13 protein-coding genes are annotated in these 15,229 nt (G+C 36.5%); 3 read left to right on the top strand and 10 right to left on the bottom strand.

The genetic code is table 11. The features are described 5' to 3' along the window. Positions 1-61 precede the first annotated feature (61 nt). Both fabI and MCY_RS03155 read right to left on the bottom strand, forming a co-directional pair. The gene (fabI, locus tag MCY_RS03160; RefSeq protein WP_007346923.1) at positions 62-880 is read right to left on the bottom strand and encodes an enoyl-ACP reductase FabI; all 819 of its coding nucleotides are present in this window, start codon (positions 878-880) and stop codon (positions 62-64) included. Between the two features lie 129 nt (positions 881-1,009). After that, positions 1,010-1,912, bottom strand: a complete 903-nt coding sequence (locus MCY_RS03155; RefSeq protein WP_007346922.1) for a DnaJ C-terminal domain-containing protein — start codon at positions 1,910-1,912, stop codon at positions 1,010-1,012. Between the two features lie 305 nt (positions 1,913-2,217). On the opposite strand from MCY_RS03155, the gene pdxH reads away from it, so the two are divergent. Beyond that, positions 2,218-2,841, top strand: a complete 624-nt coding sequence (pdxH, locus tag MCY_RS03150; protein ID WP_007346921.1) for a pyridoxamine 5'-phosphate oxidase — start codon at positions 2,218-2,220, stop codon at positions 2,839-2,841. A gap of 1,004 nt (positions 2,842-3,845) precedes the next feature. Here pdxH and ubiA read toward each other — a convergent pair. Then, entirely contained in the window at positions 3,846-4,850 is a 1,005-nt protein-coding gene (gene ubiA / locus MCY_RS03145) for a 4-hydroxybenzoate octaprenyltransferase (RefSeq protein WP_007346920.1), read from the bottom strand. A 90-nt stretch (positions 4,851-4,940) separates the two neighbouring features. On the opposite strand from ubiA, the gene purD reads away from it, so the two are divergent. Continuing rightward, a complete protein-coding gene (gene purD, locus MCY_RS03140) occupies positions 4,941-6,215 on the top strand; it encodes a phosphoribosylamine--glycine ligase (protein WP_007346919.1) in 1,275 nt (424 codons plus the stop codon). Positions 6,216-7,030: 815 nt separating this feature from the next. Here purD and MCY_RS03135 read toward each other — a convergent pair. From MCY_RS03135 to MCY_RS03105, 7 genes are all read right to left on the bottom strand, one after another. Continuing rightward, a complete protein-coding gene (locus MCY_RS03135; RefSeq protein WP_007346918.1) occupies positions 7,031-7,555 on the bottom strand; it encodes a DUF6101 family protein in 525 nt (174 codons plus the stop codon). 149 nt (positions 7,556-7,704) lie between these two features. Then, positions 7,705-9,114, bottom strand: coding sequence for an FAD-binding oxidoreductase (locus tag MCY_RS03130; protein ID WP_007346917.1), 1,410 nt, complete (start codon positions 9,112-9,114; stop codon positions 7,705-7,707). A 2-nt stretch (positions 9,115-9,116) separates the two neighbouring features. Next, positions 9,117-10,079 (bottom strand): L-threonylcarbamoyladenylate synthase, encoded by a 963-nt coding sequence (locus MCY_RS03125; protein ID WP_007346916.1) that lies wholly within the window; start codon positions 10,077-10,079, stop codon positions 9,117-9,119. Further along, on the bottom strand, positions 10,076-10,717 hold the full coding sequence (locus MCY_RS03120; protein WP_007346915.1) for a ribonuclease HII: 642 nt from the start codon (positions 10,715-10,717) through the stop codon (positions 10,076-10,078). The genes MCY_RS03125 and MCY_RS03120 overlap by 4 nt, the downstream gene beginning before the upstream one ends. A 284-nt stretch (positions 10,718-11,001) precedes the next feature. Beyond that, positions 11,002-11,910 (bottom strand): 4-(cytidine 5'-diphospho)-2-C-methyl-D-erythritol kinase, encoded by a 909-nt coding sequence (locus MCY_RS03115; RefSeq protein WP_007346914.1) that lies wholly within the window; start codon positions 11,908-11,910, stop codon positions 11,002-11,004. Between the two features lie 236 nt (positions 11,911-12,146). Further along, the gene (locus MCY_RS03110; protein ID WP_007346913.1) at positions 12,147-12,998 is read right to left on the bottom strand and encodes a S49 family peptidase; all 852 of its coding nucleotides are present in this window, start codon (positions 12,996-12,998) and stop codon (positions 12,147-12,149) included. Between the two features lie 188 nt (positions 12,999-13,186). Beyond that, the gene (locus MCY_RS03105) at positions 13,187-13,975 is read right to left on the bottom strand and encodes a tRNA1(Val) (adenine(37)-N6)-methyltransferase (protein WP_007346912.1); all 789 of its coding nucleotides are present in this window, start codon (positions 13,973-13,975) and stop codon (positions 13,187-13,189) included. A 179-nt stretch (positions 13,976-14,154) separates the two neighbouring features. Between MCY_RS03105 and MCY_RS03100 the strand changes: the two genes are divergently transcribed. Continuing rightward, a complete protein-coding gene (locus MCY_RS03100; RefSeq protein WP_007346911.1) occupies positions 14,155-15,219 on the top strand; it encodes a polyprenyl synthetase family protein in 1,065 nt (354 codons plus the stop codon). Positions 15,220-15,229 lie beyond the last annotated feature (10 nt).

Genomic DNA, 15,229 nt, shown 5'->3' with positions numbered 1-15,229 from the left:
TCTCAGCCACTTTAACTCTGGTCAAACCACCGCTGTTCAATAAAATCCTATAAACCAAACTTTATTCTTTAGCGACAGAAATGTCTGGTGCATCAACGGCTTTCATACCAATGATATTATAACCTGAATCAACATGATGAATTTCACCGGTAACAGAACGAGACAAGTCCGAAAGAAAATAAAGGGCAGAGTCACCCACCTCTTCAATTGTTACTGTACGACGTAAGGGAGCATTATATTCATTCCACTTTAAAATATAACGGAAATCACAAATACCAGAAGCAGCTAACGTTTTAATTGGTCCAGCAGAGAGAGCATTAACACGAATATTTTGGGGACCTAAATCTACCGCTAAATACTTCACGCTCGCTTCAAGAGCTGCTTTGGCCACCCCCATTACATTATAATTGGGAACAACCTTTTCCGCACCATAATAGGTTAGTGTCAAGATTGAACCACCATCTGGCATCAACTTTTCTGCACGTTTTGTTAGAGCTGTTAAGGAATAAACGGAAATATTCATGGTCATCATAAAATTCGATTCGCTGATATCAATATAACGGCCACTTAATTCGCCTTTATCAGAAAAACCAATAGCATGAACTAAAAAATCAAGTTTTCCCCATTTCTTCTCTATTTCTCTAAAAACTGCATCGATAGAGACTCTGTCAGAAACATCACAATGTCCACAAATAAATCCGTTTAATTCTTCAGCCAAAGGCTCAACACGCTTTTTCATTGCTTCCCCTTGATAGGTAAAAGCAAGCTCTGCCCCTGCTGCACTCGCTGCTTTAGCAATTCCCCACGCGATAGAGCGATTATTGGCTAACCCCAAAATTAAACCACGCTTACCGTACAATAAATCATTACCCTTAGCCATTAGCACTGCCCCATTGTTACTTAAAATTAATATTATTCATCTGCCTATGGCACAGGTCAACTTTTTCTTCAAGTAATTGCTTTAAAATCAAACAAAAACTATGCTTTTATATATAAAAAATTTTAAAAATTAATCTTTTTGCATTTGCAAAAACTGTTCTAGCGCAGCATTTTTATCTTCAGGCAACATAATACGAATATGCACATAAAGATCATCTCTTGTACCATTTTTTAAACGAAGCCCTTTTCCTTTCAACCGCAAAACGCGATCAGAACTTGACCAGGCAGGAATCGTTAAAACTACACGTCCCTCCAATGTCTCAACTTCTTCTTTTGCTCCCAAAACAGCATGTTTAAGAGAAACTGGCAAATCAAGATGGAGAGCCCTTCCTTCAACCAAAAAACGAGGATGTTTTTGAATCTGAATAGTTATTAACGCATCTCCTGCTTGCCCATGAAGTATCTTTTCTCCCTGACCTTTTAAACGAATAGTTTGTCCATCTTCAATATAATCAGGAAGTTTAATTTTTAACTTTTTCCCATTAGGAAAAACAGCTTCCACTTTTTCTGCGCCAACCATCTGCTCTAATGTTACAGTAAGATTAGCACGAACATGTGCTCCTTGTTGAGGGCCATTATAGTGTGTGGAATTTGAAAATCTACCACCTCCTCCAAATAGATCGCGAAAAATATCACTCGCATCAAAATTTGCATCACCTGAAGAAGAAAAATCAAATCCCTTCGCTCTTCCTGAAAAGGGATTTTGTTTATTGCTAAAACTTTCACCAGGTCCATAGGCTTGATAAAGCGGCTTTCCTTCCATATCAATTTCACCACGGTCAAATTGTGCCTTTTTATCTTTATCACCTATAATTTCATAAGCCTGATTAATTTCAGCAAACTTTTCTTTAGCCTTTGTATCATCTTTATTGTGGTCTGGATGATACTTCTTTGCTAATTTTCTAAAAGCCGATTTAATCTCTTGTGGTTTTGCGGTACGTGCCACACCCAGAATCGTGTAGGGATCACGCATATTGCCCTCTTTTCAATTTTTTCGTTTTCAAAATATCAACTGATACGTTATTCAATATCCCTTATAGCTTCATCAGTCTATTTTAGAGAATAATTTCTTCTTTTCTTTATATGTCTATCAATAAACTAAAATACCAGATAAAATGAGATATTTATTTAATATATCTTATTGTAGTCTTTGCTAAAGACAATGAGACTACCATAAAAATACACGATAGTATTAGATTCTTAAAAAGAAGAAAAAATAGTACTTTAATTTTTTATGAGAAAATACTGCTCCCATGCTCACTAACCCTTGGAGACACTATGAGCAACAAAATACCAAAAAATGATCCTTTTATGCAAATGAAAAAACCTTTTGAACTTTTCGCAAAGTGGCTTGAAGAGGCAACAATAAACGAAATAAATGATCCAAATGCTATGGCATTAGCAACAGTTGACGAAACAGGTCTCCCTAATGTTCGGATGGTTCTCCTCAAAGATTACAGCTCCCAAGGCTTCGTCTTCTATACCAATTATGAAAGCTGTAAAGGACAAGAAATTTTAAAATCAATGAAAGCATCTTTAGGTTTTCATTGGAAATCGCTCCGTCGTCAAGTTAGAATTAGAGGAATTGTTGAAAAAGTCAGTACACAAGAAGCCGATGCCTATTTCCAATCGCGACCACGTGGTAGTAGAATTGGTGCATGGGCATCTAAGCAATCTCAACCATTAAACAACCGTTTTGTTCTCGAAAAAGCAATTGCTCAATATACTGCGCGTTATGCTCTAGGCAATATTCCACGACCACCCCATTGGTCTGGTTTCCGTGTTAAACCCCTTTCTATAGAATTCTGGTCTGATCGCCCATTTCGTTTACATGATCGTCTGCTTTTTACACGCGATAGTGTTGAACACAATCATTGGAAAAAACAAAAACTTTATCCCTAATCCTTCAATCTCCATCGTTATGAAGTTTTTGTTTTCCTAACGGTTAAACAACTATTTTTTTTATTTGTAAAATTCTAAAAGAAGATGATTTATTTCATTTAAATAAGAGAATTTTATTTTCACTGTAAAAATTGGTTGATAATATCTATTCCTGTATTGCTTGAAAATAAGTTAGCAATAAGCTTATTTAAAAGAAAACGCTAGTTTCAAAAATTATGATTTTACTTTTGAACTTCTGACAAGGGAAGAAGTGTTAATTTAAATTATACAACACATTTATTTATAAAGGTAATTTAGCGTTATTCATATTGAATTAGTCCCCAAATATCGTAAGATTCTTTCATTTCAAAGCTGTTCATGTTGAATCAATCAAAACCTTTCGTTTGCACGTTACAAGCGGGATGAGCATGTGTATAAAAATGATACAAGAAAAGATTAAAAATGCCTCTATACTTTTGTTAGCATATCTAGTGATTTTGTCGAATGTGGTTAAACCCTATAAATAACCTTCAAGGAAAAAGCATAACGATAGACTACATGCCATATCTTGAGTGCCCAAGGTCCTTGAGTGGTCAATTCAAAACTATAGACGTATAGGAGACACTAGCATAAATGCTACTGTTCATGAATTCCCTCCCATTAAAAATGAAATCGTATCTGTTAATCAACAACCATTTGAAAAAAATATGAATTTGCTGATGATTGTGAATCTATAGATGCTTACTTCTTATACCGCATTCATACATATTTTGATTCTGATAAAAATAGAAAGCGCACTTTAAATTAAAAAATTTGTTCATCTCTACTAAGGTCTATTTTTATTTCAGTAAAATTTGGTAAAGTTTTTATTTCACACAAAAAGGATCTGGAATAAAATTAACCATAAAATACAAATAAACTTTGAAAATTCAGAGAATAATAAATTTTAAAATCAATGAAAATATCTTTGAATTTCCATTCTTTTCTCCGTCATCACAGAACATATGATTTTATCTAACTTGTTGTTAAACCGCAGGATAAAATACCATCCATAGGCCACCACATACTAAACCAGCAAAAATTACAAAACCAATAAACGAATTAGATTTGAAAAGCCGGAGACATTGTGAACTGTCATCTATATCAAGGACTTTAATTTGAATAAACATATGAATGCTTGCCACAAAAATCCCCAAAAAACTAAGAACAGGGACCGTAGCTAAATAAAATGCTAAACTAACGAATACGATAAAACCACCATACAAAAATACTAAAGCACGTTTGGTTCCTTTACCAAAAAGAAGCGCCGTAGAACGAACACCTACAGTAGCATCATCTTCTTTATCTTGATGCGCGTAAATTGTATCATATCCTATAGTCCACAAGATTGATCCTACATAAAGCAAGATCGGTGCCCAGCTTAAACTTCCAAAAACAACAGCCCACCCCATTAAGGCCCCCCAATTAAATGCAATGCCTAAAAAAAACTGCGGCCAATATGTTACGCGTTTCATAAAAGGATAAAATGCAACGGCTATCAATGACGAAATACCTAGAAAAAAACTAAACCTATTAAATTGTGATAAAACGCCTAAACCAACCAAGCATTGTACAATTATAAAAACTCTTGCTTGAAACCGACTTACATGACCTGTCGGCAATGGGCGAGAACGTGTTCTTTCTACCTGAGAATCAATTTTATGGTCAATAAGATCATTCCAAGTACATCCAGCTCCTCGCATAGCAATAGATCCCAGAAAAAAAAGGAAAAGATACCAAACCCAATGGAGCAACATTGATAAAAGAGTACCATAATGCATTTTACAAGAGAGAAAAGCCATTGTTGTTGACCAAAAACAAGGCCACATCAACAATTGCCATCCAATAGGCCGATCCCAACGTGCCAATTGCGCATAAAACCATAAAGAACAGGGAAGGTAATTGTAGACCCATTGTTTAGAAGATGCATCCATAACCCGTCCTTGTCTATCATAGGACTGAACATGTGCAATATTTTTATTTTTTTTCATCAAATGACTTACCTTTAGTCTTGCGATAGAGACATTTCATTCTTATGAGAAGAAGGTGAAATTAATCATCTTCTATGAAAGGAGCAAACAATGAATATTCTTCTTATTGGCTCAGGTGGACGAGAACATGCTTTAGCATGGAAAATAGCAGCATCACCACTTCTAACAAAGTTATATTGTGCTCCTGGAAATCCTGCAACAACAGAATTTGGTGAAAATATTAATTTAGATATTGATAACCACCCTCTTGTGATTGATTTTTGTAAATCACATTCTATTGAGCTTGTGATTGTAGGACCAGAAGCACCATTAGTTGCAGGTATAACAGACTCTCTTAATAGCGCTAACATCTGTGTATTTGGTCCTACTCAAAAAGCTGCTCAACTAGAAGCTTCAAAAGCTTTTACAAAAGATTTATGTCGTAAGAATAACATTCCCACAGGAAGTTACCAATGTTTTAATGATGCCCCTAAGGCCAAAGCTTACATCCACCAACAAGGAGTTCCCATTGTCATTAAAGCTGACGGCTTAGCAGCTGGCAAAGGTGTTGTAGTTGCAACAACTATGGAAGAAGCATTTAACGCAGTTGATGCCTGCTTCAAAAGTGCATTTGGAGAGGCAGGAAATAAAATTGTTGTAGAATCTTTTCTTGAAGGTGAAGAAGCAAGCTTTTTCTGCCTTTGTGATGGTGAAATCGTCCTTCCCTTTGGATCTGCTCAAGATCATAAGCGTATAGGTGATGGGGATACTGGAGCAAACACCGGTGGTATGGGTGCTTATTCACCAGCGCCAATCATGACTCAAGAAATAGTAAATCGTACTCTCACAGAAATTGTTGAACCCACTTTAAAAAGCATGAAAGAGATGGGCGCCCCCTTTAAAGGCATTCTCTTCGTCGGATTAATGATCACGCAAAAAGGACCCAAATTAATTGAATTTAACGTACGACTTGGTGACCCTGAATGTCAAGTTTTAATGATGCGCCTCAAAGAGGATATTCTGCCAATTTTTCTTGCAGCAGCTCAAGGAAAACTTGAAAATAAAGCTCTTCAATGGTCTGAAAAAACTGCTCTTACCGTTGTTATGGCTGCTAATGGTTATCCAAACTCTCCCAAAAAAGGGACTATTATCCGTAACGTTGATAAAGTAAACACTCTTTCCAATGTAAAAGTTTTTCAAGCTGGTACAGCATTGTACAATGGAGAACTCATTGCAAATGGTGGGCGTGTTCTCAATATAACAGCAACAGGAAAAACAATTACGCAAGCACAAAAACGTGCTTATGAAGCCGTTGATTATATTGATTGGCCAGAAGGTTTTGTTCGTCGTGATATCGGATGGCGAGCCATTGCGCGAGAAAATTAAACTTTTTGAGTACTCTTTTTTATTATTTGATCATTTCACGTAAGAACATGATACATAAATTTTATCGCTGTTTTACATCGACTATAACTTAAAAAAAAACAAATGTAGCTTCCTTTAAAAAATGAAATATTATAAATGAGATACCTCCGTCTAATAAAAAAAGAATTTTCTAAATGTGAAACTGTAATAAAAACCCGTTCATTTTATCGTTACATTGACTTTAAACGCATTTTTTCACCACTTTTGTAAATAATCTCTTTCTTATTAAATTTTGAAGATAAACATCATGTATTGTCATTACTTTTATTTATCGTGTTCTTTAATGAAAGAACACCTTTTATGAGAAATAAAATGCCAAAAGAACACACTCGTGTTATTCACGCACAAAGTAATATCTCTCATTCTCGTTACTTTCCTATTTCACGATACTACCTGTGAAGCATTATGAAAATCGCTTTTACCTATCTGAAAAAAAGCATTTGATATAATCGTTTTCTGCTGCCGATGGATACTATTAAAAAACTCTCATTCACAATCTTCGACTTTCTCTAACGAAAAATCCTGCTAGACTCAGTCTTTAAATAGCCAAATTCTTTATTGACCGGCTTACTCTTGAGTTTTTCTTTGAATTCACACTCATATGCTTCACTAACATAAGGTGCAACAAGAAAACTTAAGAATATTCACCACATTCTCTAAAAACACTTCACGTGCGAAGCTTGCATACCTTATATCACCGCGCTAAATAACGACATTTTACGGTACAACAAAATCACTGCTTACAATAGTATAAAAATGAACACATACTAATATTACTAAAGTGCAATTCGATTCGCAATCACCAAATGCAAACCTAACGATTTGCTATAACGAAGGAAAAAACGTTTTTGTTTAGAATACGGTGTTATGTAAAAAAAACGATGTAAATTAGAACGATCTTTTACAACCACAATACGATTATTTTCATTAATCATAAGCATGGGAAGACTATAAGTGTCCGCCCATAATCGCCAATCTAGAAGGATATTATTCAAATCCCTGGAAACCAAAAGCGGGATACAAGCTTCTTCATCAGCATGAAGTAACTCTAATGCAACAGCTCTTTCTCCTGAACGCGTTTTTACAGTACGTGCTGCAATTCCTTTGAAATGATAAGGGGGTACTAAATGTGATAAGCTTGAAGGCATATCCGTTTTAAAAAAAACACCACGTTCATTTAACGAACAAATAACCTGATTGCCCGTTTTAGATGAAAAATATGTCGTCGTTTGTGGCAAATGGCACGGATCTAATCGAAATTCAAGCACCGCTTTTGCCTGATTAAAGCCTTGATTAGCCATATATAATGTCCCAATTTATCTTGATAACATACACCTTTTAGCAGCTTTTTCTCATCGGATTATTAAAAGTTTGAATAAAAAACAACTGGTTTCTTTTTTGGTTATTAAAATCTAAATAAAAATAAATGATAAAATTCACCATTCTTGAATTATAATACTTTTCCGGGATTCATTATCCCTAAAGGATCGAACGTTTTCTTAATCCCTTGCATAATATCCAATGCGACAGATGATTTAAAAGAACGGAGTTCTTCCCGCTTAAGCTGACCAATTCCATGCTCAGCAGAAAATGCACCTTTATAGTGCATCACTAAACTATGAATGCAATGGTTCATTTTTGACCATAACTGCAAAAATACTGTCGTATCAACTCCTACAGGTTGTGTAACATTATAATGCAAATTTCCATCACCCATGTGTCCAAAACAAACCACCCGTGCTCCTGGCGCAATATCTTCAACAATCAGTGCTGCCTCAGCAATAAAATTAGGAATGGAAGCAAGTGGTATTGCAATATCATGCTTAATGGATCCTCCCGCCAACTTTTGTGCCGATGATATACTTTCCCGCAATTGCCAAAAAAAATCTTGCTGCTTTAACGATTGCGCAATAACCGCATCGTCGATTATAGCACCATTTATAGCTTCTTCCAAAATAGTACTTAATACTGATAATGCTTCACCATCACCATGCAATGATGAAATATTAATCAAGACATACCATTCATGCTCATGCTCCAAAAGGGAATTCTCGCACATATTATAGCTTAAAGATAGCTGCAAGCTGAGTTTTGACATAAACTCAAAACCCGTTAACATGCCCCCTCCATGAGCTTGAGCAAGAGATAAAAACTCTAGCGCCTTAGATGGGCTACGCAATCCCACGTAAGCAACTGCTTTTTCTTTAGGCTTTGGAAAAAGCTTTAAAACTGCAGCGGTTATAATTCCTAAAGTGCCCTCTGCACCAATAAAAAGATTTTTTAAATCATAACCGCTATTGTCTTTTTTAACAAAACGTAAATCATCTAAAATACGGCCATCCGGTAAAACAACTTCCAAACCAAGACAAAGATCACGCATAGTGCCATAAGCTAAAACAGCTGTCCCTCCAGCATTCGATGAAAGATTTCCTCCTATTTGGCAAGACCCCTCAGATGCCAAAGAAAGAGGAAAAAAACGATCTGATTCAGCCACTTTTTTCTGTAAATCCTGTAAAATAACACCAGCCTCTACAACAACAAAATTCCCCTCAAGATTTATAGTTCTAACCTTATTTAATCGCTCCATGGATAAAAGAACGCTCTCTCCTCTTTCATCTGGTTGTTGCCCCCCCACGAGCCCTGTATTTCCACCCTGAGGTACAATTGATGTACACGTTTGGCTCGCTAACTGCATAATCAGTGAGATTTCTTGCGGTGAAGATGGACGTAAAAGTAAGGGTGTTTTACCATGAAAAAGCCCTCTTTCTTCAAGCAAGTACGGTGCAATCAACGCCTGATCTATTATAGCATGCTTGGCACCAACAATTTCTCTAAACCTCTCAATTAATTCCTGCTCCATGTTTATTTTTCCCTTGGAGCTGCAGCCCGTATAAGACGATCATTTATAGCCTCTCCTAATCCATGTGATGGAATAGGTTCTACTGCAATACATCTCACTTTAAATGAATCCAATTCCTTCATGTATTGAAATAAATGAGAAGCTGCCTCTTCCAACGTTCCTTCCTCGCTAAGGTTTAAAATAAAAACAGCATTTTCAGTCCCCATAACGCGCTTTGGACCAAATGCTAAAAGCGCTTCACCATTTTCCACCTTTTCTACATTTAAACGAATCTCGGCATTGGGAGCATAATGCGATTTTAACATCCCTGGCGCTTCAATCGTTGCCCGTTGATCAATCCGTTTTAGCGACTTCCCTACAACTTCTTCAATTTTTTCAGTTGCAAGACCCCCTGGACGTAAAAGATAAATATTTTCAGCACAAATCCTAATAATCGTTGATTCAAGCCCTATCTTAGAAGGTCCTCCGTCTAATATCAAAGAAACAGTTTTTCCCAAAGATGCAAAAACAGCCTCAGCTGAAGTAGGACTAAGACGCCCCGATTGATTCGCACTAGGAGCAGCAAGTGGGCGGCCCAAATATTGCACAATGTCCGCAAAACGACTATCTGGAAAACGAACAGCTAAAGTATTTAAGCCAGAAGTTGTTAAAGGATGGATATTATGTTGTTCCTTTAAAGGCAAAACCAATGTCAAAGGTCCTGGCCAAAATTTCTCCATTAATTGGCGTGAAAGAAAATCAATTTCAACATAGCGCTCCGCCATTTCGATACCGTTGACATGCGCAATAAGAGGATTAAATTGTGGACGTTTTTTTATAGAAAAAATAGAAGAGATAGCCCTTCCATTGGTTGCATCACCCGCTAATCCATAAACAGTTTCCGTTGGTAACGCTACTAATCCGCCTTGTTCAAGAAGCGTTATTGCCTCTTTTATTGAAACGTTATTGAGTGGTCGAATCGTCATGACACATCATTCCTATCATACCCTTTGAGTGGCGCAAAACTATAACGATGCAATCCTACAATTGGACCATATTTATCAAGAGCCGAACGATGGGCTAGCGTTGCATACCCTACATGCTTCTCTAAACCATACCCTTTATAAACTTGTCCTGCACATTCCATCATCCGATCACGTGTTACTTTCGCAATAATAGATGCGGCTGCAATTGAAGCCGAACGCTGATCACCCTTAATCAACGCCATTGCGGGACAACTTAGCTCAGAAGGGATATCACGTCCATCAATAAGTACATAGTGAGCTGGAACAGCTAATCCTGTAATACAGCGACGCATTGCTTCCAAAGTTGCTTGTCTAATATTAGATTGATCAATTGTACGGGCACAAAGACTAGCGACAGAAACCGTTAATGCACTTTGCAAGATTTCATGATAAATTCTACTCCGTTGAAGGAAGGAAAGCTTTTTTGAATCATTTAATCCATCAGGAATATGATCTTTATCCAAGATAACTGCTGCCGTTACCACAGGTCCAGCGAGAGGTCCCCTTCCTACTTCATCAACCCCTGCTACATGAAAAAAACCCTGTTTCTGCAACTCTAATTCGCACGAAAAATTTGGCTGAAGCGATAAATTAAACATGTTTGATAAATCACAACTCCAACAACCACACACTTATTTCTACAATCTGCTTATTTTCTGCAGGCATTACAGTTTTAACTGACTCTTCAAACATTATGCAAACTCTTACACAAAAAATAGAAACAAAATACGAGAGAGTATTTTATTATCCACTTTCTCTTCTAAAAAACATTCTAGCATTTATGCATTTTATCTAATTATCTAAAAAACAAAAAATTACATTTCTTTGGTTATCCTCTTCATTATGTATAATCAAAACATTATAAAATAAAAATTTTTATTTCTCAAATAGTTCCCAAAGTCATGATAGGTTTTACAAACCAATTTGGATACATTGATTTGATCAAAAGAGCAGCCCGTTGCGCTGCTTGTTGATTTTTAAAAATGCCAAAACAAGTTGCCCCAGTTCCAGACATACGAGAAAAAAGAGAGCCACATTCATCTAATATAAATAACACTTTAGCTAACTGAGGTGCTATTTTTAATGCCGGAGAAAAAAGATCATTTCGCGTTTCTTTTAAAGCTTCAACCAATGAATCAACGCTCTTTAAAGCGACTGGATTAACTTTTAAAGAAGAATGATGACGCTTATCTAACGCTTTAAAAACAGCTTGTGTCGAAATTTCTTGGCCATGATTAACTAATACCATTGCCAGTGAACAGGCCTCCTTCAGTCGTATAATCTCTTGGCCAATCCCTTTGACCAAAAGTGGCTGCCGATATTCCAATGCAAAAAGACACATGGGAACGTCAGCACCAAGGACTAAACTCATTTTTGCTAATTTTTCATAAGGGCAATCAAGCTTCCAATGGCGACGCAATATGCTTACAACCCCAGCAGCATCACCTGAGCCACCACCAATACCTGAAGCAACAGGTAATATTTTTATAAGCCGAAAAAAAGCAGGGCGTGCACTTTCAGGAAAATTCTTATGCATAAAATCCCGCGCGCGAATAACCAAATTGTCTGAATGAGAAACAAGTCCTTTTGCAAACTGTCCTGTTAAAATAAATTGATCACTTTCGCAAGGCGCATAATGTAGACAATCACCGCTAAGACTAAAATAAACCAAACTTTCTATTAAATGATAACCATCAGAACGTTGCCCCACAACATGCAGAGCCAAATTCAATTTAATGGGTGTAAACACATAAAAATGTTTTTGGAACGAAGCTTGTACATTTGATATCATATGATGTAATATTAGCCTGTACAGGGTACTTTTACAAATATCCCCCTTTTATCTATACTTTTAGCACCAACCTTATCGAAGCTTAGAATATTCTTAATCATTTTCTTTACAAACGATAAATATGAAGAGCTTTCATACAAAATAAACTGCTGCTTTCATCTGAATCATTTCAAACCTTTTTTCTTCTAACATCTGTTTTTAGATAAAACCCCCTCTCGCCTGAATGATCCGTTCTATCACAAACCGTAACGCTGCCAAAGGGCCCGCTCTTCTACTGCCATCAATGCACTATCAACTGCTGTATAAATCATATGAGCAGTTACTCCTGAAGGCGCTTTAGGGCCTAAAAAACTTTTTGGAGGTGTAATAAGTCGAAGTCTAGCATCATTACCAAAGCGCTCCTTAATAACGGAACGTATATCATTCAATCCATCAATTAAACCAAGTTCAACACTTTTTTTTCCACTCCAAAACATTCCTGTAAAGAGATTCGCATCATCTGACAATTTTTCAGCACGCCGCTCTTTAACTAAATCGATAAAAGTTTGATGCACTTCAAGTTGGAGAGATTTTAAATGCTCAATATCTGCCTTTTTTTCTGGTTGAAATGGGTCTAATGCAACCTTGTTCTTTCCTGCTGTGTACACACGTCTCTCGACACCAATTTTCTTTAAAAGTTCCGGAAAACCAAAGGAGGCTGAAACCACTCCAATGGAACCAACAATCGAAGAAGGATCTGCAAAAATTTCATCTCCCGCACAAGCAATCATATAACCACCAGATGCTGCAATATCTTCAATAAATACAAGAACCTTTTTATTTTTTTCTTCTGCCAAATCACGAATACGCCTGAAGATAAAACGCGATTGTACAGGTGAACCGCCAGGAGAATTAATAATAAGTGCAACAACTGATGATTTTTTGTGCGCAAAAGCCTTCTCTAAAAGATTTGCACACCTGCTTAATGAAAGCGTACGAGACATAGATGTTGATGAATCCATAATCGCTCCTTGAAGGCGAACAACAGGAATCTCCAATTTATTAGAAGAAAAACGGCGTGGAATAAAATTTTTGATAACATCGATCAAAACAAAATCTCCTTATAAATTAAGAACAATTAAATAGGAAAGGACAACAAAAAGGAAGAACGCGATAAAATCCAAAAGCGCCAATCAATCCCCATATTACACCCAGAAATATAACTTCACCCAAAATTAAAGCTCCCTAATAATAAAGTTTAGACTTTAAATAATAAACTGAAAAACACAAGAGACCATTACAAAAGTTCCCACAAACTTATATATCCATTATTAATTGCATCAACCCGTGGTGAAAAAGTATGGTCATTGCCTTCATGGATAACCAACGCCGGTAAAATAGATAAAGCTGCTCTACTTCCTCGTTTTGCATAAAATAAAAGACGAATTGCTGCTGTTTTCGTACGTGCATGTACAGGAATTATACAAATACCACCAAAGCGTCCTTTTAAAGTACGCAAAATATCTGTCAGTGATTGTGGACGCGCAATGAGCCCTAAATATCCGCCTGGCTTAACAATTGCTGCTGCACTGCGCAACCAATTATCAAACATCGCTTCAGGCATAACGTGTGCTTCAGCTTTTTGTTTATCAAGTGTTTTGCGATCAGTAGGATTATTAAAAGGTGGATTCATAATTGCAAAATCAAAGCTATTATCTATTAAACCTGCTTTTATACGGGCATTCCCTTTGAAAGTAACATCTGCTTTTAGCAAACAAATTCGGCCAGCAAATTGTTCATTTTGTTTTAGCATGAGCGTTTTTTGAGCGTAAGATATCATATAAACTGAACGTTCGACTAAAGTCACATGAACATTCAGACACCGTGAAGCAACAGCTAACCCTGCAGCTCCAGCACCTGCGCCTAAATCAACAACCTTTCCCTTTAAATCACTCGGAACTAAACTAGCTAATAACATAGCATCCATCCCAGAACGATGGCCATATTTATGGGGTTGAACCAAATAAAATTTTCCACGATGAAAACTGTCAATTGTTTCACCACTCTGATTCGTTGCTTTGTCCATTTAAAAGCCTAATGTTCAAATTTATAAACTGCATTTTTGCTATTCAGCTGCTGTTTTAACTTTTTTATCATTTCATAACAACAACATTACACTTGCTAAAGAATATTTCTTGCCAATATTATTCAAAACTTACACTTTAAAGCGATATCAAAAGCTTGAGTCAAAACAAAACCCCCTTTATGCTAGTGAGTAAATATGTCTATGGCAATAGTTTAGGAGTCAATACATTGAGTGCAGCAATTAAACCAGAACAAATAAGAAACAATCAAATTTCTCTTCAATCTCTTATAAATCTTACTCAACAAGATATGGAGCGAGTAAATCAATTTATTCTCTCTATGGCAAAATCAGAGGTTGAGATGATCCCTGAAATTTCTAATCATCTTATTTCATCAGGTGGAAAGCGGTTACGCCCAATGATTACGCTTGCTTCTGCTCATATGTTTGATTATCAAAATGACGACCATATAAAACTTGCAACAGCCATTGAATTTATGCATACAGCAACATTACTGCACGATGATGTGATTGATGAAAGTAATTTAAGACGTGGAAAATCTACAGCACGGATGATTTGGGGAAATCAAGCAAGTATACTTGTTGGTGATTTTTTGTTGGGGCAAGCTTTTAAAATGATGGTTGATGTTGGCTCTATAGAAGCACTGTCTGTTCTAGCAAACGCTGCTGCAGTTATTGCTGAAGGAGAAGTTATGCAACTTTCTGCTGCAAAAAATATCAAAATTAACCCTTCAGACTATCTCAAAATCATTAATGCAAAAACAGCAGCACTTTTTTCAGCAGCTGCTGAAGTAGGACCCATTATTGCTGGCTGTGGAAATAAAGAGCGTTCTGCATTACGTAAATATGGAACCTCTCTAGGTTTAGCTTTCCAATTGATCGATGATGCACTTGATTATAGTGGTAGCACTCAAAACTTAGGAAAAAATATAGGAGATGATTTTAGAGAAGGGAAAATTACAATGCCGGTTATTCTCGCCTATGAGCGTGGGAATATGGTAGAAAAAGATTTCTGGAAACAAGCGCTTGAAAACGGTAATAATAATGATGGAGCCTTTGCACATGCGCAACACTTAATGGAAAAATATGATAGTATCACAGATACAATAGAACAAGCACACACCTATGGAAAACATGCAATTGATGCGCTTGTTCCTATGAACAAAAATTTTGCTTACGATGCTCTCATTGAGACTGTTGAATTTTGTATTGCACGTGTAAGTTGATTCTTTGCAA

Origin of the sequence: Bartonella rattimassiliensis 15908 (assembly GCF_000278215.1) — a bacterium.
GTDB lineage: Bacteria > Pseudomonadota > Alphaproteobacteria > Rhizobiales > Rhizobiaceae > Bartonella > Bartonella rattimassiliensis.
This window is presented reverse-complemented; position numbering and strand designations above follow the sequence as displayed.

What these genes read in the sequence shown, in the direction of transcription:
- fabI (WP_007346923.1), bottom strand. Translation starts at nt 880, where the DNA reads ATGGCTAAGGGTAATGATTTATTGTACGGTAAGCGTGGTTTAATTTTG.
- MCY_RS03155 (WP_007346922.1), bottom strand. Translation starts at nt 1,912, where the DNA reads ATGCGTGATCCCTACACGATTCTGGGTGTGGCACGTACCGCAAAACCA.
- pdxH (WP_007346921.1), top strand. Translation starts at nt 2,218, where the DNA reads ATGAGCAACAAAATACCAAAAAATGATCCTTTTATGCAAATGAAAAAA.
- ubiA (WP_007346920.1), bottom strand. Translation starts at nt 4,850, where the DNA reads ATGAAAAAAAATAAAAATATTGCACATGTTCAGTCCTATGATAGACAA.
- purD (WP_007346919.1), top strand. Translation starts at nt 4,941, where the DNA reads ATGAATATTCTTCTTATTGGCTCAGGTGGACGAGAACATGCTTTAGCA.
- MCY_RS03135 (WP_007346918.1), bottom strand. Translation starts at nt 7,555, where the DNA reads ATGGCTAATCAAGGCTTTAATCAGGCAAAAGCGGTGCTTGAATTTCGA.
- MCY_RS03130 (WP_007346917.1), bottom strand. Translation starts at nt 9,114, where the DNA reads ATGGAGCAGGAATTAATTGAGAGGTTTAGAGAAATTGTTGGTGCCAAG.
- MCY_RS03125 (WP_007346916.1), bottom strand. Translation starts at nt 10,079, where the DNA reads ATGACGATTCGACCACTCAATAACGTTTCAATAAAAGAGGCAATAACG.
- MCY_RS03120 (WP_007346915.1), bottom strand. Translation starts at nt 10,717, where the DNA reads ATGTTTAATTTATCGCTTCAGCCAAATTTTTCGTGCGAATTAGAGTTG.
- MCY_RS03115 (WP_007346914.1), bottom strand. Translation starts at nt 11,910, where the DNA reads ATGATATCAAATGTACAAGCTTCGTTCCAAAAACATTTTTATGTGTTT.
- MCY_RS03105 (WP_007346912.1), bottom strand. Translation starts at nt 13,975, where the DNA reads ATGGACAAAGCAACGAATCAGAGTGGTGAAACAATTGACAGTTTTCAT.
- MCY_RS03100 (WP_007346911.1), top strand. Translation starts at nt 14,155, where the DNA reads ATGCTAGTGAGTAAATATGTCTATGGCAATAGTTTAGGAGTCAATACA.